This is a genomic window from Salinicola aestuarinus, assembly GCF_003206645.1.
GTDB lineage: Bacteria > Pseudomonadota > Gammaproteobacteria > Pseudomonadales > Halomonadaceae > Salinicola > Salinicola aestuarinus.
Genome location: NZ_PZJP01000005.1, coordinates 874,810 through 894,377 on the forward strand (window position 1 = coordinate 874,810; position 19,568 = coordinate 894,377).

At 66.6% G+C, this 19,568-nt stretch carries 16 protein-coding genes; 9 read left to right on the forward strand and 7 right to left on the reverse strand.

All coding sequences use genetic code 11. The features are described 5' to 3' along the window. The first annotated feature begins 163 nt into the window (after nt 1-163). Nucleotides 164-1,255: a LysM peptidoglycan-binding domain-containing protein gene (locus tag DOM41_RS09380; protein ID WP_110686547.1), complete on the forward strand. Its 1,092-nt coding sequence runs from the start codon at nt 164-166 to the stop codon at nt 1,253-1,255. Beyond that, nucleotides 1,252-2,421 (forward strand): DNA-processing protein DprA, encoded by a 1,170-nt coding sequence (gene dprA / locus DOM41_RS09385; protein ID WP_245391789.1) that lies wholly within the window; start codon nt 1,252-1,254, stop codon nt 2,419-2,421. Before DOM41_RS09380 ends, dprA begins: the two co-directional genes overlap by 4 nt. 39 nt (nt 2,422-2,460) lie before the next feature. Here dprA and DOM41_RS09390 read toward each other — a convergent pair whose 3' ends face one another. After that, nucleotides 2,461-3,324 carry a 5'-nucleotidase, lipoprotein e(P4) family gene (locus DOM41_RS09390; protein ID WP_110686548.1) on the reverse strand — a complete coding sequence of 288 codons (864 nt, stop codon included), beginning with the start codon at nt 3,322-3,324 and terminating at the stop codon, nt 2,461-2,463. A gap of 334 nt (nt 3,325-3,658) precedes the next feature. Between DOM41_RS09390 and tsaC the strand changes: the two genes are divergently transcribed. The 3 genes from tsaC (at nt 3,659) to aroE (ending at nt 6,103) form a co-directional block, all read left to right on the forward strand. Further along, entirely contained in the window at nt 3,659-4,225 is a 567-nt protein-coding gene (gene tsaC / locus DOM41_RS09395) for an L-threonylcarbamoyladenylate synthase type 1 TsaC (protein ID WP_110686549.1), read from the forward strand. A 101-nt stretch (nt 4,226-4,326) separates the two neighbouring features. Continuing rightward, nucleotides 4,327-5,277, forward strand: a complete 951-nt coding sequence (hemF, locus tag DOM41_RS09400; RefSeq protein ID WP_110686550.1) for an oxygen-dependent coproporphyrinogen oxidase — start codon at nt 4,327-4,329, stop codon at nt 5,275-5,277. 13 nt (nt 5,278-5,290) lie between these two features. Next, the gene (gene aroE, locus DOM41_RS09405; protein ID WP_110686551.1) at nt 5,291-6,103 is read left to right on the forward strand and encodes a shikimate dehydrogenase; all 813 of its coding nucleotides are present in this window, start codon (nt 5,291-5,293) and stop codon (nt 6,101-6,103) included. A gap of 126 nt (nt 6,104-6,229) precedes the next feature. Here the strand turns inward: aroE and DOM41_RS09410 are convergent, their stop codons facing one another. Both DOM41_RS09410 and DOM41_RS09415 read right to left on the reverse strand, forming a co-directional pair. Then, a complete protein-coding gene (locus DOM41_RS09410; RefSeq protein ID WP_110686552.1) occupies nt 6,230-7,036 on the reverse strand; it encodes a M48 family metallopeptidase in 807 nt (268 codons plus the stop codon). Between the two features lie 201 nt (nt 7,037-7,237). Further along, nucleotides 7,238-7,873, reverse strand: a complete 636-nt coding sequence (locus DOM41_RS09415) for an LEA/WHy family protein (RefSeq protein ID WP_110686553.1) — start codon at nt 7,871-7,873, stop codon at nt 7,238-7,240. A 228-nt stretch (nt 7,874-8,101) separates the two neighbouring features. Between DOM41_RS09415 and DOM41_RS09420 the strand changes: the two genes are divergently transcribed. The 4 genes from DOM41_RS09420 (at nt 8,102) to DOM41_RS09435 (ending at nt 14,564) form a co-directional block, all read left to right on the forward strand. Beyond that, the gene (locus DOM41_RS09420; protein WP_110686554.1) at nt 8,102-8,977 is read left to right on the forward strand and encodes an ATP-binding protein; all 876 of its coding nucleotides are present in this window, start codon (nt 8,102-8,104) and stop codon (nt 8,975-8,977) included. Between the two features lie 82 nt (nt 8,978-9,059). Beyond that, entirely contained in the window at nt 9,060-12,545 is a 3,486-nt protein-coding gene (locus tag DOM41_RS09425) for a GAF domain-containing hybrid sensor histidine kinase/response regulator (protein WP_110686555.1), read from the forward strand. Beyond that, nucleotides 12,542-12,931, forward strand: coding sequence for a response regulator (locus tag DOM41_RS09430; protein ID WP_110686556.1), 390 nt, complete (start codon nt 12,542-12,544; stop codon nt 12,929-12,931). Before DOM41_RS09425 ends, DOM41_RS09430 begins: the two co-directional genes overlap by 4 nt. Beyond that, nucleotides 12,921-14,564: a GGDEF domain-containing response regulator gene (locus DOM41_RS09435; protein WP_110686557.1), complete on the forward strand. Its 1,644-nt coding sequence runs from the start codon at nt 12,921-12,923 to the stop codon at nt 14,562-14,564. The genes DOM41_RS09430 and DOM41_RS09435 overlap by 11 nt, the downstream gene beginning before the upstream one ends. A 131-nt stretch (nt 14,565-14,695) precedes the next feature. Here DOM41_RS09435 and der read toward each other — a convergent pair whose 3' ends face one another. The 4 genes from der to hisS all read right to left on the reverse strand — a co-directional run bounded on the left by der (nt 14,696) and on the right by hisS (nt 19,489). After that, nucleotides 14,696-16,099 (reverse strand): ribosome biogenesis GTPase Der, encoded by a 1,404-nt coding sequence (gene der / locus DOM41_RS09440; protein WP_110686558.1) that lies wholly within the window; start codon nt 16,097-16,099, stop codon nt 14,696-14,698. Nucleotides 16,100-16,325: 226 nt separating this feature from the next. Further along, nucleotides 16,326-17,489: an outer membrane protein assembly factor BamB gene (bamB, locus tag DOM41_RS09445; protein ID WP_110686559.1), complete on the reverse strand. Its 1,164-nt coding sequence runs from the start codon at nt 17,487-17,489 to the stop codon at nt 16,326-16,328. Then, nucleotides 17,486-18,145: a YfgM family protein gene (locus tag DOM41_RS09450; protein WP_110686560.1), complete on the reverse strand. Its 660-nt coding sequence runs from the start codon at nt 18,143-18,145 to the stop codon at nt 17,486-17,488. Before DOM41_RS09450 ends, bamB begins: the two co-directional genes overlap by 4 nt. Nucleotides 18,146-18,223: 78 nt before the next feature. Next, on the reverse strand, nt 18,224-19,489 hold the full coding sequence (hisS, locus tag DOM41_RS09455) for a histidine--tRNA ligase (protein WP_110686561.1): 1,266 nt from the start codon (nt 19,487-19,489) through the stop codon (nt 18,224-18,226). Between the last annotated feature and the right edge of the window lie 79 nt (nt 19,490-19,568).

Genomic DNA, 19,568 nt, shown 5'->3' on the forward strand with positions numbered 1-19,568 from the left:
CCATTGTAAGCCGGGCGCCACGGTTCTCAAACCTTGCGTGGCACGCGGCACCGGTCGCGGGTCCGGAAATCGGCGAGGCGCGGCTAATCGTGACCCATGGGCGTCGTTCAAGTCTCGCCGGGAGACGCCGATCTACTGGGCAATCCGCTGTCGAGACCCGTTCATGGATACTGTTGTCGCCGTCGATCGTGTCGGTTGCCGTCTGCTTCGCGCCGCCGCGCTCTGCCTGCTGCTGCTGGCCCCGAGCGTCGAGGCGCTGTCACTCAAGCCCGATGCACCGACGCGCTACACCGTCCGCGCGGGCGATACGCTCTGGGGTATCGCGGCGCGCTTTCTCGAGGCGCCCTGGCGCTGGCGCGAGCTGATGGCGAGCAATCCGGCCATCACCGCGCCGGATCGGCTCTACGCCGGCGACGTCATCCGCCTCGAGGGGCCACCGGCGTCGCCGCGGGTCTCCCTCGACCGAGGGCGCGGTGAGGCGGTCAAGCTCTCGCCCGGGGTACGCCGGGCCCCCGCGCGGGACGCGGTGCCGGGGCTGCCGCTCGATCGCATCCGCGTCTTTCTCTCGGCCTATCGGGTGGTGGATCCCGGCGTGCTCGTCGATGCGCCGACGGTGGTGGCGGGGCAGGCGCAGCGGCTGCTGAGCGGCGCGGGCGACACTCTCTATGCGCGCGGCCGGTTGCCGACGGCGGGTGCCACGCTGGGGGTCTATCGCCCCGGTGCCCGCTATCGGGCGGCGGCCAGCGGCGAGTTTCTGGGGCTCGAACTCCATCGCCTGGGGCATGTTCAGGTGAAGCGCAATGTCGGGGCGGTGGCCGAACTCGTGGTGCTCGACGCGGTGCAGGAGATTCGGGATGGCGACTTTCTGCTGTCGCTGGACGAAGGCGGCATCACGACGCAGTTCGCGCCACGGGCACCGACAGTTCCGCTCGTCGCGACGCTGATCGATGCCCCTGCGGGCGTTCGTCATGCCGGCCGTTACGATGTCATCGCGCTGGACCGCGGCCGCCGTGACGGCCTGGCGGTGGGGCATGTGCTGCAGGTCATGCGCCAGGGCGAACGCGTTCGCGACGACCACCGGGATAGCGTCGTCACGCTGCCGGATACCGAGGCTGGTGCGGTGATGATCTTCCGGATCTTCGATCGAGTGAGCTATGCGCTGGTGATGCGTGCCTCGCAGCCGCTGTCGATCGGCGACCGGCTGGTCGTGCCGCGCGATCTGCGCGCCACGCTCGAAGGCGGAGCGTCGTCGTGAACCCGCGCGTGGCGGACTGGCTGGCGCTTCGCGCGATCCCCGGGCTGGGGCCGTCGACGCTGGCGCCGCTCGTCGCCCGCTGGCGCGAGCATCAGGCGCCCGTCTGGCCCGACGGCTGGCTTGCGGCACTGCCGGCGGCGCTGGCGCAGCCCCTGCGACTGTGGCTCGATCATCCCGGCAAGAGTCCGCTCGCCGGCGAGATCGAGGCCGCACTCGCCTGGGAAGCCGAAAGCCCGCGGCATCATCTGCTGCATCCCGGTCATCCGGCCTGGCCTGCGCTACTCGATCAGCTCCCTGACCCGCCGGTCATTCTCTGGGCGAAAGGGGACCTGGCCGCGCTCACGCCGCCTTTGCTCGCGATGGTGGGAACGCGTCGCCCCACGCGGGAAGGGCGCGACAACGCTGCGGCATTCGCGCGCGAGCTGGTTACACAGGGCCTGGGTATCGCCAGCGGCATGGCGCTGGGGATCGATGGCATTGCCCAGCACGCTGCCCTTCAGGCCGGCGGGCGAACGGTGGGCGTGCTCGGTTGTGGCGTGGAGGTGATCTACCCGCCGCGACACGCCGGACTCTACCGGGCACTGGTGGAAGAGGGCGGGCTGCTGCTCTCCGAGCATCCCGCCGAGACTCGCGCGCACTCGCGCTTCTTTCCGCGCCGCAACCGCCTCATTACGGGGCTGTCGCTTGGGGTGCTGGTGGTCGAGGCGGCGGAGAAGAGCGGTTCGCTGATCAGCGCCCGGTTGGGGCTCGAGCAGGGCCGCGACGTGTTCGCGATTCCCGGCTCGATTCATAACCCTCAGGCGGGCGGCTGCCTACGCCTGATTCAGCGCGGGGAAGCGGCGCTGGTACAGGAGGTCGGAGACGTTCTCGCTGAGCTGGGGCATTGGGACGCGAGCGCGGCGACTGCCGCCGACCGGACGGGGAATACCAGCACTCCGGGCTTGGCGACACCCGAGGAGCGTCAGTCGTCGCTGAACGAGTTGCCGGTCGATCAGTCCCAAGCCTCGTCGCTGCTGGCACACCTCAGTGATGCCCCCACCCCGGTCGACCTGCTGGTGGAGGCCACCGGGCAGGGCGTGGGCGAGCTCCAGCTCGCGCTGCTGGAACTGGAGCTCGAGGGCCGTGTGGCCCAGACCAGTGGCGGCTGGGTGCGTCGCGGGCGCTGAGCCGGCCGGCGCTATTTGCGCCGCGCGACAGGGCCCCTTTCAGGGCGTGGTCGGGCCGCTCCAGGCGTCGAGATGATCGCGCCGCGCCCGAGCCTTCTCCGCGTCATCCAGGCTGAAGTCATTGCCGTAGATCGCGCCTTCCCAGGCCCCGTAGGCCGGGTTGGGCAGCACGATGTAGCGTGCCCCGAAGGCGTTGGCCTGGGCGTCGACCGCTGCCCGCCGCGCCTGAGCCGTCTCGCGGTCGAATCCCGCCGAAAAATCCCCCAGGTTGTCACCCATCAGCAGCACGACCCAGTTCGATGCGGCCACCCGCTGTCGTCGTTCGGTCTTGTCGCTGGCGTCCGTTCGCGGCAGGAAGTGCTCGACATCCGCATCCGGAAAGCCGACGCGCTGAAGGTTGGCCAGTGTCGCGTCGGTTTCCCCGTCGCGACGATTGGTGACGTAGAAGATCTCGACGCCCCGCGAGGCGGCGTAGTCCAGAAAGTCCCTCGCCCCGGGCATCGGCTGGGCGCTGGCCTGCTCGACCCACTGGTTCCAGGTGTCGCTCTCGTAGTGCCTGCCGCTGGCGATCAGCCACGCCTGATAGGGCGAGTTGTCGAGCACGGTCTCGTCGACATCGACGATGATCGCCGGCTGGCGCTCGCCGCTGTCGGCGGCCAGCGCGCGATCCAGGCTCAGACGCGCCAGGTTGAAGGCCTGATGGCTGAGCGCGGCATATTCGCCCGAGGTCTGCATCCAGGCCGTCGCCATCACCAGTTCGTCGGAGAGCGAAGGTTGTGGCGCTGCCGGCTCGGCGGGCTGCTGCGCACAGGCGGTGAGGGCACCGGCACAGACGAGACCGACCAGCGACCGACACCACGGTGACGAGACGAACACGGAACTTGGCGGGGAGAAACGGGGCATCGATCACTCCTGGGTCATCGTTCAAGGGGCTTTGACGTTTCACTATGGCCACCCGCGCCGGCTCTCGCCAGTCGGCAGGGATCCGCAAGCGGTTCGATGATCAGGCAGGTGCGACGCGATTCGCAGGGCAGGTGCGACGCGATCCGCTGGGCAGGTGCGACGCGATCCGCTGGGCAGGTGCGACGCGATCCGCTGGGCAGGTGCGACGCTTGGGCACGCCCAAGCCCTGCCGTCTCGCATGGTAATATCGCATCAACGGGACGCGTGCTGCCGGCTGTCCACGGGGCGCTGGCCGGCGGGTTCGCAACGACGATCGAATCGGCAGGATTTGGGTATGCGCGAGAGTTCAGACAATGGGCAGATGGCGGCAGCGGTCACTGCCCTTCAGCGGGGCGGCGTGATCGCCTATCCGACCGAGGGCGTGTGGGGGCTCGGCTGCAATCCCGACGACGCCACCGCACTGTCGCGGCTGATCGCGCTGAAAGGGCGGGCCAGCGACAAGGGGTTGATCCTCATTGCCGGCGAGATCGCTCAGCTCGAGCCCTGGCTGGCCGGCATCGACAGCGAGGCCCGAGAGCGACTCGAGGCGAGCTGGCCCGGCCCCAATACCTGGTTGATTCCCGATAACGGTCGCGCGCAGGCGCTGCTGCACGGCGCGCATCCGACGCTGGCCGTGCGGGTCAGCGATCATCCGCTGGTTCGCGAGCTCTGCGCGGCCTGGGGCGGGGCGCTGGTCTCGACTTCCGCCAACCGCGCCGGGGAGGCACCTGCCATGAGCGGCGATGCCATCCGCACGCTCTTCGGCGATGCGGTGGATGTCGTCGTCGACGGCGCACTCGGCGGGCGCGATCGGCCCAGTACCATCCGCGATCTCGCGAGCAATCGAACGCTGCGAGAGTGACGTCATCGCCGGCCGATTCGCGCAGGTGCGCGTGGCGGTCGACCCATGCAACCGAACGGACTTTTCCGACCGAACCCTTCGACCGACTCAGGAGATCGACCGTGGCCCATCCCAATTTCGAACGCGTCAAAGCCTACCTGCAGAGCCTGCAGGACCGGCTCTGCGAGGACCTGGCAGCGCTGGACGGCGCGCAGACGTTCCGCGAAGAGAGCTGGGAGCGTGAGGCGGGAGGCGGCGGTCGCTCACGGGTGATCGAGGAGGGCGCGCTGTTCGAGAAGGGCGGGGTGAACTTTTCCCACGTCTACGGCGCCGAGCTGCCGGCCTCGGCCAGTGCTGCGCGCCCGGAGCTCGCCGGGCGCAGCTTCCATGCCGTCGGCGTCTCCTGGGTGCTGCATCCGCGTAACCCGCACGTGCCCACCTCGCACGGCAACGTCCGCTTTTTCATTGCGGACAAAGAGGGTGAAGAGCCGGTGTGGTGGTTCGGCGGCGGGTACGATCTGACGCCGTACTACCCCTACCTGGAAGACGTCGAGCACTGGCATCAAGTGGCCAAGGCAGCCTGTGATCCCTTCGGCGAGTCGGTCTATCCCCGCTTCAAGCGCTGGTGCGACGAGTACTTCTACCTGAAGCACCGCGACGAGACCCGCGGCGTCGGCGGGCTCTTCTTCGACGACCTCAACGAGTGGTCCTTCGAGGAGTGCTTTGCGTTCCAGCGTTCGGTCGGCGACAGCTTCATCGAGGCGTTCCGGCCTATCGTCGAGCGCCGCCGCGAGGTGCCGTTCGGCGAACGCGAGCGTGAATTCCAGTCCTACCGCCGCGGGCGCTACGTAGAGTTCAATCTGGTGTGGGACCGTGGCACCCTGTTCGGCCTGCAGAGCGGCGGGCGCACCGAATCCATCCTGATGTCGATGCCGCCGATGGCGCGCTGGCAGTATCAGTGGGCGCCCCAAGCAGACAGTGACGAGGCCGGGCTCGACGCCTTTCTGGTGCCGCGGGACTGGCTCGGCCTCGACGCCCCGGCGGAAGACTCTCAACGCCAAGCCGTCCAATAGGAGCGATGTTTCGATGACAGACCGCTACGCCGTCTTCGGCAACCCGATCGGCCACTCCCGATCGCCGCGACTCCACGCCGCCTTTGCCGAGCAGACCGGCCAGGCGATGCGCTACGAGGCGATCGAGGCCCCGGTCGCGGATTTCGCCACTGCCTGGCAGCGATTCGTCGCCGACGGCGGGCGGGGGGCCAACGTCACCGTGCCGTTCAAGGAGACCGCGTTTGCGCTGGCAGACACGCTGACGCCGCGGGCGCGCCTCGCCGGCGCGGTCAATACACTCAGCGTCACGCCCGAGGGCGGGACTCACGGTGATACCACCGACGGCGTGGGGCTGGTGCGCGATCTCGAGGCCCACGCGGCCCCCCTCGATGGCGCGCGCGTACTGCTGCTGGGGGCGGGCGGCGCCTCGCGGGGCGTGATCGAGCCGCTGCTGGACGCGGGTGTCGCGTCGCTGACGATTGCCAACCGCACGGTGGCCAAGGCGGAGGCGCTGGCACAGCTCTTCGCCGAGCGTGGCGAGGTTGAGGGCTGCGGCTTCGAAGCCGTCACCGGGCCGTTCGATCTGGTGGTCAACGCCACCAGCGCGAGCCTTGCCGGCGATCTGCCACCGCTGCCGGAGGGGCTTTTCGGCGTGGGCGGGCTCGCCTACGACATGATGTACGCCGCCGAACCCACGGTGTTTCTGCGCTGGGCCGGGGCGCAGGGCGCGCGCACCGTGGACGGGCTGGGCATGCTGATCGAGCAGGCAGCGGCCTCCTTCGCGCTCTGGCGCGGCGTCGAGCCTGAGACCGCACCGCTTTACGCCGCGCTTCGCCAGACTCTATAGCCCGTCTTGCCCCGCGACCGACCCACGAAGAAACCGCTGCCCGGGCAGCGGTTTCTGCGTTTCTGACAGGCGTTTGCCACGCCCTGCCTGGCGGGGGCTTGTCGCCCCTGTCGTGGGGGCGATGGCTCAGGCCCGGCAGCTGGGGCGCTTGCCGTTGGCTTTGGCCTGCTCGAAGCGGGGGGTGGCCTCGGGCAGACGGTTGCGCAGATCTTCCATGCGCTGCGTGTTGCTCGGGTGGGTCGACATCCACGCCGGCTGCTCGCCCTGGCTGTTGGCGGCCATGTTCTGCCACAGCGCGAGACTCGCCGACGGATCGAAGCCGGCATCCGCCATCAGGTCGAGCCCGATCAGATCCGCTTCGGATTCATGCTTGCGCGAGAACGGCAGTACCACGCCGTACTGCGCGCCGGCGCCGAGCAGCCCCATGACCTGCTGGCCGCCCGCGCCCTGCAGACCCACCGCGCTCTGCAGCACCGACAGGCCGCCCTGCGTCACTGCCTGAGTCGAGGCCCGCTCGTTGGCGTGGTGGGCGAGAACGTGGCCCACTTCGTGGCCGATGACCGCGGCGAGCTGATCCTGATTGCTCGCCACATCGAGTAGCCCGGTGTTGACCCCGATATAGCCCCCCGGCAGCGCGAAGGCGTTGGCGGAATCATCCTTGAAGACCTTGACCTGCCAGCTGTCGATGCCTTCGCTGGCGGGCACTTCGGCGGTGATGGCGTTCGCCACGCACTGCACGTACTGCGCCTGGGCACCGCCCACGGTCGGCAGCTCCTGCTGGTACTGGGCGAAGCTCTGCTGGCCCATCTCGGCCAGATCGCCGTCGGAGTAGAAAGCGAGCTGGTTGCGGCCAAGCGGTGACGTGCTGCAGGCGCTGAGCAGAGCGGCCACGGCGAGGGCGCCGACGGCGCAACGTGTGGGTCTTGCAGGCATGGTGGTCTCCGAATACGGATAGGTCGTTATCGTGGTGATCGTCGGCGATCGAGTTGGCCGAGGCCGGGCGCCGATGTCGAGATGGGAGCGTCGACCCGCTCAAGATACCCGGCCCGCCCCCGCGGTCAACCTTGGAGCGCACGCCGGCGCTGCGGTGTCAGCGTCGGCGCGGGGGCGCTGTGGGCGTGAGGCGGATTCGCACTATAGGCCGCTCGAGTCAGGGCTGTCGTCTCGATCCTCCTCATTCAGGCTGCCGCCGTTGCCGATATCGAAGTGCAGGGTGGGCGCCTTGATGATCCGTGCGATCTCGGCGGGAAGCGTCGGTGTGAAGGCGAGTCGGCTGCCGGCGGGGAGGGTATTGTCGGCGCTGAGCTCCCGCGCCAGCGCCAGTAGCGCCGAGACCCTGGGCTCCGGCGAGCCGGCGGTGTCCGGGTGCAGGGAGATGGGCAGGGTCACCGTCTCGCTGTCACCGCCACCCAGTGTTATCGGCTCGCTGACTTCGCCCCGGGCAGGCTCGGCGCCGGGAACCTCGAGCGACCAGGCGAACCCCTGAAGCTGGATGGGGGGGGCGCTCATGGGCAGCGACAGCGCTAACGGCAGATTGAAGTTCACCGGCAGTCCTGCCAATGCGAGCCCGGAGTTCAGCAGCGTCATTTCATTGATCTGCTCGAGGCCGGGGTCGAAGTGGTAGTTACCGATGCGGACGTTCTCCACGCCCATCGAGGAGAGCGCGATCCGCCCCAGCAGGAAGCCGACCTGCGGCAGGGCCAGACAGCCACCGAGCGACAGGCATAGCAGCAGGGCGAGGGAGGGGCGAAAACGGGAGCGAGACATCATCGACGTGACTCCGGTCGCCGGGGCAGCGGCGAACGCATGGGGGATAGGCCGGCGCGGGTGGACCCGAGCGGGACGGGCGGACAAGATACGCCGAGTCGGTATCGTCCCGCCGGGAGACTCTCTCGGTCTGGCGTTCTCGCACGGAAAGGCCCGGCGGGCAAGTCCGTCGCGCCCTCGCAGGCTCGGGACCGATGCCTGCCGTTACGCATCAGCAGAGGAAGGACAACGATGGATCAGGAGTTGAGTCAGCGGCTTAGCCGCCTTCTGGATCGGGTCGAGGCGTGGCTGCCGGAGGCGCCGGTGGCGGTGGATTGGCAGCATGACATCGCCGCGCTGTGGCAGCGCCACCCGCTCGGCGGTCAGCTGGTGCCGGTCGCACCGCGGGACGCCGTGAGCCTGGACGATCTGATCGGCGTCGAGCGTCAGAAGCACGCCCTGCTCGACAACACGCGGGCGTTTCTCCGCGGACACCCCGCCAATCACGCGCTGCTGTGGGGCGCCCGCGGCAGCGGCAAGTCATCGATGGTGCGGGCGCTGCTCAACACCCTTGCGGGCGAGGGGCTGCGGCTGATTCAGGTCGATCGCCACGATCTGGTTGCGCTGCCGACGCTGGTTCAGCGACTCAGGGGGCGGAACGAACGCTTCGTCGTCTACTGCGACGATCTCTCCTTCGAGGGGAGCGACGATGCGTACAAGGCGCTCAAGAGCGTGCTCGATGGCACCCTGACCGGGCCGCCGGAGAACGTGCTGCTCTATGCCACCTCCAACCGTCGCCACCTGCTGCCGGAGTCGATGGCCGATAACCAGCAGACGCAGCTCGTCGACGGTGAGTTGCATCATGGTGATGCGGTCGAGGAGAAGATTTCGCTGTCGGATCGTTTCGGGCTTTGGCTGGCGTTCCATCCCTTTGATCAGCGGGCCTACCTCGACGCCTGTCACCACTGGGTGGTGCACCTCGGCGGTGAGGGCGCCTGGGATGATCAGGCACGCCAGGAGGCGATCCGTTTCGCCACCCTCCGTGGCGTGCGAAGTGGGCGCGCGGCCTGGCAATTCGCCTGTCAACGTGTCGGTTCTCACGCTGTTCTCGATTCCAAAAACCGGTGAATGCGTTAGGCTCATGAAAAAGGCTGGATAATCTCGTTCGGCCTGACGTCCGTTTGTGCATCAGACGACCGAGGAACCTGCCGTGAAACGTGTTCGATTGCCCCTGCAGCTGAGCCTGATCGGCAGTGCGCTGCTGACGCTCTTCTTTGGCTGGATGTTGACCGAAGCACTCCAGAACGATCGCAAGTCATTTCAGCGTGACATCGCTTTTCAATCGGGCGAGCAGGCGATTACGGTCAACGCGTCCAAGTCAGGGCTCGAGCGTCGGGTCCAGGTACTCGCCTCGACGCTCGCCCTCGATCCGAGGATCCGTGAGCTGGTGACACGGGCTAGCGAGAGCGGTAGTGCCACGAATCTGGCGCCTCTCCGCGAGACCCTGCGCAACGAGATCGCACCCTACTGGGGCGCGATCAACGACGGCGGGGCCGTCGAACTCAACGTCTTTCTCGACGGGGATCGCCCTCAGGTCCTGCTGAGCCTGAGTGCGGCCCGTGAAGCACCCGTCGTGCGGGACGCCCCCGTCCCGCGTCACCTCCTGCGCGAGAGTCGCGATCGACGCGCGGCGATCTTCGGCACCGAATTCGATGGCCAAAACGCGACCACGGTGGGCATCGCGCCCATTCGGTCGATCGATGACGAGACTGACTCGCTACCCCTGGTCGGTCTGCTGGAGGTGGCCTTTGGCATCACGCCGGACGCCGAATACCTGGATGAGCGTCTCGAGAGCGGTGTCGCGCTGCTGACGCGGGAACCGGGGGAAACGGGCGTTTCACGGTGGCGCATCGATGACGCCTCACGCCCGGAAATCGAGCGCTGGCAGCAGGAGAGGCGACTCCCTGCAGTCACGGATGGTCCAGGTCACACGGTCCTGACCGATAGTGACGGGTTCAGCTATCTGCTGACCCTTGTGCCTTTCGGTGCCAGCGGCGATGACGACGGCTCGGCAGTCGCGGCGGCGGCGGTCTGGAACGACATTACCTGGCAGGTCGAAGGCCTGGACGATCTGTTCCTCGCCACCTGGATCCGTTGGGGGGTGGCGTGGCTGATCGCCGAAGCCTGCCTGCTGGCACTGCTGTGGGCCACGCGTCGAGTCACGCGGCGCACCATGCTCGACAGTCAGGAGCGTCTCGAGAGCCAGAAGGCAACGCTGGAGGCGTTGAACCACCGCTTAGCCGCGCAGAAGGAAGCGCTGCAGGCGCTCAACGACATCGCGGCCCAGCAGGAGATCTCGTTTCCGCTGCTGATGGAGCGTGCGCTCAAGATGGGGGCTGCGCATCTCGATATGCCGTTCGCGGTCGCCAACCAGATCGATGGCGAGGATTACATCATCCAGGCCGGCTATTCGCCGGACAATCGCTTCGTGCGCGGTCAGGTGCTGGAAACCCGCGATACCTACTGTAGTGAGGTGGTGGCGAGTAACGACGTGGTGGCGTTCGCCGATGCCGATGCCGAAGGCTGGAGCGACCATCGCTGTCATCAGCTATTCCAGCTTAAGAGTTATATCGGCGCGCCGATCTGGGTCCACGGCCAACGCTTCGGTGCGCTGTCGTTCAGCGGCGACAGCGCACGCACGCATCCGTTCGACGAGGCCGACCACGAGTTCGTGCGCCTGCTGGCGCGCTGGGTCGGTGGGACCCTGATGCGCTGGCAGGAGGTCGAAGCACGTGAGGAGCTGTCCGGGCGTCTGTCCAAGATCGCCTCGCAGACGCCGGGGCTGATCTTTCAGTATCGAATCGATGCCGACGGGCATGCCTCATTTCCCTATGCCAGTGACGCCATCAACGGCTACTACGGCATGACCCCGGCCGAGGCGGCCGCGGATGCCTCCAAGGTCATCGAGATGATTCCCGAGGAGGATCGCGCCAAGGTCGTCGAGTCGATTGCCGAGTCTCAGAAGCATCTCACGCCCTGGCACTCCGAGTATCGAATTCGTCATCCGGACGGTCGCGTGATCTGGGTGGCGGGTCAGTCGATACCGGAGCGGGAGGCCGACGGCGGCACGCTCTGGCATGGCTTCGTCCACGACGTGACCGAGCGCAAGCGGGGGGAGCGTCTCAAGGGCGAGTTCATCTCGACGGTGAGCCATGAGCTGCGCACGCCGCTGACTTCCATCTCCGGCTCGCTGGGGCTGATTCAGGGCGGTGCGTTGGGTGCGCCGCCCGAATCGATGCGCTCGATGCTGGCCGTGGCGCACAACAACGCCCAGCGGCTGATCCTGCTGATCAATGATCTGCTCGACATGGAGAAGCTCGCCGCCGGCAAGATGGCCTTCGAGATGGAGGCCCAGCCGCTGATGCCGTTGATCGATCTCGCGGTGGAGTCCAATCAGGGCTACGCCGATCAGTATCAGGTTCACTATGCAGTGACACAGCGTGTCGAGGATGCCTGGGTCAGCATCGATGCCATGAGGCTGCAGCAGGTGCTCAGCAACCTGCTCTCCAACGCGGCCAAGTTCTCACCGCCGAACATGCAGGTCGAGGTCCGCGTCGAGCCGCTGGGGGATTGCGTTCGGGTCAGTATCGTCGACCACGGCCCCGGGATTCCCGAGGCCTTCCACGAGCGGATCTTCCAGAAGTTCTCTCAGGCCGATGCTTCGACCACCCGCAAGCAGGGCGGTACCGGGCTCGGCCTCTCCATCACCCGCGAGCTCATCGAGCGCATGCGCGGGTCCATCAATTTCTTCTCCAAGGAGGGGCACGGCGCGTGCTTCTTCTTCGAGCTGCCGCTGCTTGAGCGGTCATCCGTCGTGGCACTCGACAAGCCGGAACAGCAGGCAGAGCCGACGGTGCTCGCGGGTGAAGACCTGCCCTCGGGGGCCAGAGTCTTGATCGTCGAGGACGACCCCGATACCGCCCTGCTGCTGGCGGTTCTGGTGCGTCAGTGGGGCTATCGCGCAGAGACCGCGCACACGCTGGATGAGGCGACCCAGTGGCTGGAACGGCGCAGTTTCGATGCGATCACCCTGGATCTGAAACTGCCCGACGGCAGCGGCCTGACGCTACTGCGCCAGCTACGCGAGCAGCCGCGAACGCGGGATCTTCCGGTGTTGGTGCTCTCGGCGATTGCCGACGAGGGGCGACTCGAGATCGGCGGCGAGCTCAACGCCGTGGACTGGCTCGGCAAGCCCTTGGACGAAAAGCGCCTGGCGGCAGCGCTACAGGGCTCGACCCGGGGCGCGTCGAGCTACGAGCGCGTTCTTCACCTCGAGAGCGATACGGCGTTGACCCAGCGCATCGCGGGCTACCTCGCGCCCGCGTTGACCCTCGATGTCGCCCGCTCGCTGCAGGAGGCGCGCTATCTCATGGCGAACAACGATTACGATCTCATCTCTCTGGATCTGACCGCGGGCGACAGCGTCGCGTGGGAGATGATTCCGCTACTGAGCCAGCTGGCTCATCAGCCGGCAGTGATTATCTTCTCTGAACAGGCACTTTCCCCGACGCTGCTGGGTCAGGTCGATACCGCGATCGCCGCGCCGGGGCTGTCGCCCGAAGCGCTCAGGGAGGCTTTCGAGCGTCAGTTAAAGGCGCGCGGCAATGATTCGACGCTCACGGGAGAGCTCACATGACGACTCTGCAACGGATACTCCACGTCGAGGACGATCCTTCGATCCAGGAAGTGGCGCGCGTAGCGCTCGAGATCGTTGGCGGCTTCGAGGTGAAGACCTGTGACGACGGCTACTCGGCGCTCGAACGGGCCAGCGAGTGGCAGCCGGATCTCATCCTGCTGGATGTGATGATGCCGGGCATCGACGGACCCACGACGCTGGCACGGCTTCGTGAGCAGGACGCGACCCGCGAGATTCCGGTCGTGTTCATGACCGCCAAGGTGCAGACCAGCGAGCAGGCGCACTATCGGGCCATCGGCGCGCTCGACGTGGTGGTGAAGCCCTTCGATCCGATGACGCTTGCCGCCCAGCTGCGCGACATCTGGGAGCGGGCTCATGGTGGATGATAACGTTCAGGCGAAGCTCGCGGCGCTTCGAGAGCAGTATCGACTGCGGCTGACCCACGACCTGCAGACACTGCTCGCCCAGGCCAGGGAGCTGAGCACCCACGACCAGGGAATCGACCCGGCATCGCTGGAGACCCTGCGTCAGGGGCTCCACCGCAATGCCGGCTCCGCGGGGACGTTCGGTTATGCCAAGCTCGGCCAGGAGATGCGCGAGCTCGAGCTCTGGCTGCAAGCGGCGATGGAGAGTGACATCGCGCCGACGACGTCCATGCTCACCGCGATGTATCACCGTCTCGAGGAGATTCTGCGCGAGTTGCTGGAGACGCCGGATGCCGCCGTCACCGAGGCGCGCAACAGTCACGAGCTGGCCAGCGGCGAGCGTGCGGTCAGTGTGGCCGTGCTGGCCGAGGAGGAGGTGAGCGACCATCTGATCCGATCCCTCAAGGGGTTCGGCTACACCTGTCACAAGCTGTCGCCGTCGGCCGAGGATTCCTCCATGGAGGCAGCCGATGCGGTGATCGTCGACGCGGCGCGCATCGACGAGTCGCAGTGGAAGGCGACACTGGAAAAGATGCCCAGCGCGATGCTGATTCTGCTGAGCGACGATGGCGGATTCGACGCACGCCTGCACGCCGTTCGCCACGGCGCTCAGGGCTTCTTCATCCACCCCGTGGATGTGCCCTCGCTGGAGCGGGGTTTGCGGCATCTGATCAACCTGCCCCAGCAGGACCCTTACCGGGCGCTGATCGTCGATGACGACGTCGAGCTCGCCGAGCACTTCCGACTGACGCTCAAGAGCGCCGGCATCGAGTCTCGTGTGATCAACGAGCCCCGAGCTGCGCTGCAGGTCCTGCGGGACTTCGTGCCCGATCTCGTGCTGATCGATATCAATATGCCGGGCTGCTCGGGCCCCGAGCTGGCGCGTATCATCCGCTTCGATGACGACTGGTTGAAGATTCCGCTGATCTATCTCTCTGCGGAGTCCAATGCCAGGCGGCAGGCCCAGGCGCTGGCGCAGGCCGGCGATGACTTCCTGGTCAAGCCAATTACCGATGTCTCTCTCATCGCGGCGGTGACGGCGAGGGCGCAACGCTCGCGTCAGCTCAGCCTGGCGCTGGCGAGGGATGGCTTGACCGGGCTGATCAAGCATCCGGCGATCAAGGAGCTGATCGAGATCGAATTGGCGCGGAGTCTGCGCACGCAGAGCAGTGCCTGTGTGGTGATGATCGATATCGATCGCTTCAAGTCGATCAACGACACCTACGGCCACGCCACCGGCGACTACGTCATTCGGCTGCTCGCCAATCTGCTGCGACAGCGTCTGCGTCGGGTGGACCATATCGGCCGCTACGGCGGTGAGGAGTTCGTGGCGATTCTGCCGGCGTGTTCGCTGATTCAGGCGCGTGACGTGGTGGAGCGAATTCGCCAGAACTTTGCACGGCTCGACTGTGTCGCTGGCGCGCAGACCTTCCATACCAGCTTCAGCGCGGGGATCAGCTGCACGGATGACTGGGGAGATGCCGACGGGCTGCTGGAGGCGGCTGATCGTGCGATGTACGAGGCGAAGCAGAACGGGCGCGACCAGGTGTGTCTGGCACATTCCCCTCAGTCCCCCAAGACCGGCGAGGCGTGAGCGAGTCACTTCCCGGCTCGACGGCGCCTGCCCCATGACCCCGTACGCAAACGACGACGCCCCGGCCGCCAAGCGGTCCGGGGCGTCGTCATCGCGGCAGCAGGCGCCGTCGAGCGAGGCTTGACCCCCGCTCAGCGCCGGTTCTTGCGAGCTTCCTTGGTCCGACTCAGCTGGCGCGCGCGAGCCTTTTCGCGGTCGCTGGCGTCAGGGTTGTTGTCGTACGGGTTGTCACCGGAGCGAAACTCGAAGCGAATCGGCGTGCCGCGCACCTTCAGTACCTTGCGAAAGGTATTGATGAGATAGCGCTTGTAGGCTTCGGGCAGCGACGCGGTCTGATTGCCGTGAACGACGATGATCGGCGGATTGGTGCCGCCCTGATGCGCCATGCGCAGCTTGATCCGACGGCCATGGATCATCGGCGGCTGATGCTCGCTGACGGCGTCCTGCAGAATCGTCGTCAGGCGATTGGTCGACCAGTGGGTGTTGGCGCTGTCGAAGGCCTTGTCCACCGACTTGTAGAGATCGCCGACCCCGGTGCCGTGCAGCGCCGAGATGAAATGGAGTTCGGCGTAGTCGGCGAAGCCCAGGCGGCGCTTGATCTCGGTGCGCATCTTGTCGCGAGCTTCCTGCTCCAGGCCGTCCCACTTGTTGACCGCGAGCACCAGAGCTCGACCGCTCGAGAGCACGAAGTCGAGCAGATGCATGTCCTGCTCCACCAGCCCGGTCCGCGCGTCGAGCACCATGATGGCGACATGGCACTCCTTGATCGCCTCCAGCGTCTTGACGATGGAGAACTTCTCCGCGGTGAGGCTGACGTTCTTGCGCCGCCGGACGCCGGCGGTATCGACCAGCACGTAGGGTTTGCCGCGCCGTTCGAACGGAATCTCGATGGCGTCACGCGTCGTGCCGGCCTCATCGAACACCACGACACGATCTTCGCCGAGCATGCGGTTGACCAGCGTCGACTTGCCTACGTTGGGGCGTCCGACGATGCCGATGTGGATGCCCTGATGCTCACCCTGAGGGCCAGCGCCCGGGTCGCGCTCGGGGAAGGGCGCCAGCACTTCGTCGATCAGCGTGGTCACGTTGCGGCCGTGGGATGCCGCGATGGGGCGGGGGTCGCCGATGCCCAGCCCCCAGAAGTCGGACATGCCGATATGCTCGTCGAGACCGTCGGTCTTGTTGACCACCAGCCAGGTCTTCTTCTGGTTCACCCGCAGGTGATTGGCGATCGCTTCGTCCGCCGGCATCAGACCGGCGCGAGCGTCCACCATGAACAGCACGATGTCCGCCTCGTCGATCGCGGTGAGCGACTGTTCGGCCATGGCGGCGTCGATACCCTGCTCGTCACCGCTGATGCCGCCGGTGTCGATTACCGTATAGGCCTTGTCGCCGAGCTGGCCGCTGCCGTATTTACGATCCCGCGTGAGGCCTGGGTAGTCGGCCACCAGCGCATCGCGCGTGCGGGTGAGACGGTTGAATAGCGTCGATTTGCCGACGTTGGGTCGGCCGACGAGGGCGATAACGGGGATCATGGCGATTCGCAAAGAGGCGGGTGGCAAGAGAGACGACGCTTGCGGACTGTCGAGTGTGCCTTGTGGCGGCGTCAGCGCGGCATTCTAGCACAGCATTGTCCCGCCAGCGCTAACCGCGGATGGCGGCACGTGGCGGCTGACAAACGCATTCGGCCCCGCCTGAGCGGGGCCGAACCCTGGCCTCTCGACAGTCACTGTCGAGAGTGCCTGCCGACAGCGGTTGTCGTCAGCGCGCCGCGACGTTTTCCAGGTCGTAGGCGACCAGACGGCCGTCGTTGGCGAGGGCGTAGAGACGCTGGTTGCCGGTGAGCAGCGGAAGACTCAGTCCGCTACCGTCGACGTGGGTGCGTCCGCGCATCTCGCCGCTGGCAGCGTCGAGCAGGTGCAGATAACCCTCGCTGTCGCCGACCGCAATGTTGCCGTCGACGAAGGCGGGCGCGGTCAATTCGCGACCCTCCAGGGTGTCGGCATCCCACATGACGCGCCCGGTATCGGCTTCGACGGCGATGACGTGACTCGCCTCGTTCACCGTGAACAGGTAGTTGCCGACGACCAGCGGTGTCAGGTAGCTGGATTCCTCACGCTCCCAGATGACTTCGCCGGACGTGGCCTCCAGGGCCAGCAGGCGACCGTTGTAGCTGGTGACATAGAGGCGGCCGTCCTGCGTCAGTACCGGTTGGCCGTCGATGTCTACCAGCTGGTCGACCTCGGTGCGGCCCTTGGGCACCGCGACGCGCATGTCCCACAGCGGCTGGCCGCTGCGATTGTCGAGCGTGACCAGTCGGCCGTTGGCAAAGCCGGCAAAGGAGACCTGGTCGATGACGCGTGGCGAGCCGGTGCCACGCAGCGTCAGCGCGGGCTGCGAGCTGGAGTAGACCCACTGTTCGCTGCCGTTGAGTCGATTCAACGCGGTCACGGCACCATCGACGCTCTGCACGATGACCTGCGAGCTATTGACCTGCGGGGGGGCGAGCACTTCGCTCGAGACCCGCGAGCGCCATTCGATGTTGCCATCGTCGCGATCGATGGCCAGCACTTCACCGTTGCGGGTGCCGATGTAGAGTCGGCCGCCGTCGGCACCGATACCGCTGGAGATGGCGGTGCCGAGTTCGACCTGCCACTCGGTCTCCCCGCTATCGGTGTTCAGTGCGCGAAGCTCGCCGGTCTGATCGACGGCGTAGAGTGTGCCACTGTCGACCAGCGGGGTGAGCGGATACCGGGCGCGGCCGAGGCCCTCGCCGATACCGTCGCTCCAGCGTGCGTCGAGGTCGACCTGGGTATCGAAGTCGGTCAGATCCTTGGGCGGATACTGGGGTTCCACGCTGCCTGCGCAGCCTGCGAGCAGGGTGGCGGTCAGGCCGACCGGCAGAAGTAGGCGATGTAGTTTCATTGGGCGGCTTCCTCTGCACCGAGATCGTCCAGCTTCAGATCGATGCCGTAGAGCGTCTGGCCGGCATCCTGAGCTTGTGTTTGCGCTTGCTGATAGGCGTCACGGGCCTCGTCCGGTCGCTCGAGCGACACCAGGGCGTCACCGCGGACTTCCAGGCGCTGCGCTTCGAGGGCCTGGGGGACGGCGGTGTCGAGCGTGTCGAGCGCGACGTCGGCATTGCCAGCGGCAAGCTGCAGACGGGCGAGATCGACGCGTGCAAGGCCCTGCATATAGGGACGCTCGGATCGATCGCTGATCTCCTCGAGGGCTGCGCGGGCGCGGTCATAGTCCTCGGCGTTGACAGCGATCTTCGCTTCCAGCAGGCCGGCGAGGTCGCCGTAGAGCGAACCACCGTGGTCGCTCTGGAGCTGATCTGCGAGCGAGAAAGCCTGCTCGCGTGCGTTCTCGTCGAGCGAGTCGCTACCGGCAATCGCCATCAATTGCTGATAGGCGACCGAGGCGCTGGCGGACTGGTTCGCCTGATGGCGCTCCCAGGCGTTCCAGCCGAGTACGGCCACCAACGCGACCAGGACGCCGGCGATCAGCGATTTGCCGTTGGCTTTCCACCACTGCTTGATTGCGTCCAGCTGCTCTTCTTCGGTTCTCAGCTCCGCCACGGGCGGTCTCCTTACACTGTTGCTTTCGAGCTTCGCACTTCGACTTCGAGCGCGCGGCTCGGGTATCCAATGTCGCGGTCAGTCGCGAGCGTCTTCGTCCATGAAGCGGCGCAGACGGGCGACGGACGTGTCGAAATCCAGCGTCTCCTGCTGGCCCTCACCGCGAAGCGGCTTGAGCGTGAGCGTCTCGTCGCGCATCTCGTCCTCGCCGAGAATCACGGCGAACGCGGCACCGCTGCGATCGGCCCGGCGCATCTGGCTCTTGAAGCTACCGCCGCCGCAGTGTACCTGAAGTCGCAGGTCGGGCAGAGCGTCGCGCAGGCGCTCACCGATCAGCAGCGCCTGGCGCTCGGCGTCCTCACCCATCGCGAGGAAATAGGCATCGGCACCGCCCTTGGCCTCCTCGGGAATCAGTTCCAGAGTCTCGAGCAGCAGCATCAGCCGTTCCAGGCCGATGGCGAAGCCCACCGCCGGGGCCGGCTTGCCGCCAAGCTGCTCGACGAGCGCATCGTAGCGTCCGCCGCCGCAGACGGTGCCCTGGCTGCCGAGCGCCGTGGTGGTCCACTCGAAGACGGTGCGCGAGTAGTAGTCGAGGCCACGCACCAGCCGCGGGTTGATGCGGTAACCGATGCCGGCGGCGTCGAGGGTCGCCTTGAGGCGTTCGAAATGCTCGCGGGACTCGTCGTCGAGATGGTCCAGCAGCTGCGGGGCGGCGTTCAGCATCTCCGCCATCGCCGGATTCTTGGAATCCAGGATGCGCAGCGGGTTGCTGACCAGACGGCGCTGGGAATCCTCGTCGAGCAGCTCGCTGTGCGCTTTGAAATAGTCGACCAGGGCCTGGCGATAATCGGCTCGGGCCTCTGCGGTGCCCAGCGAATTGAGTTCGAGGGTGACGTGCTCGGACATCCCGAGCTGTCGCCACAACCGTGCCGACAGCAGAATGATTTCGGCATCGATGTCCGGCCCGGTCATCCCGTAGGCTTCGATACCGATCTGGTGGAACTGGCGATAGCGGCCTTTTTGCGGGCGCTCGTAGCGAAACATCGGACCCATGTACCAGAGCCGCTGGGTCTGGTTGTGCAGCAGCCCGTGCTCCAGTGACGCGCGCACCACGGCAGCGGTGTTCTCCGGGCGAAGGGTGAGACTCTCGCCGTTGCGGTCGTCGAAGGTATACATCTCTTTTTCGACCACGTCCGTCGCTTCGCCGATGGAGCGGGCGAACAGGCCGGTCTGTTCGACGATGGGCGTGCGAATCTCACGGTAGTCATAGCGATCCACCAGCGAGCGCAACTGACGCTCGAGGTATTGCCAGGCCGAGGAGTGATCCGGCAGCAGATCGTTCATGCCACGGATGCCCTGGAGTTTACCGCGTGAAGATTTCTTGCTGGATGACTCGCTGCTAGATGACTGGTTGCTCAACTCA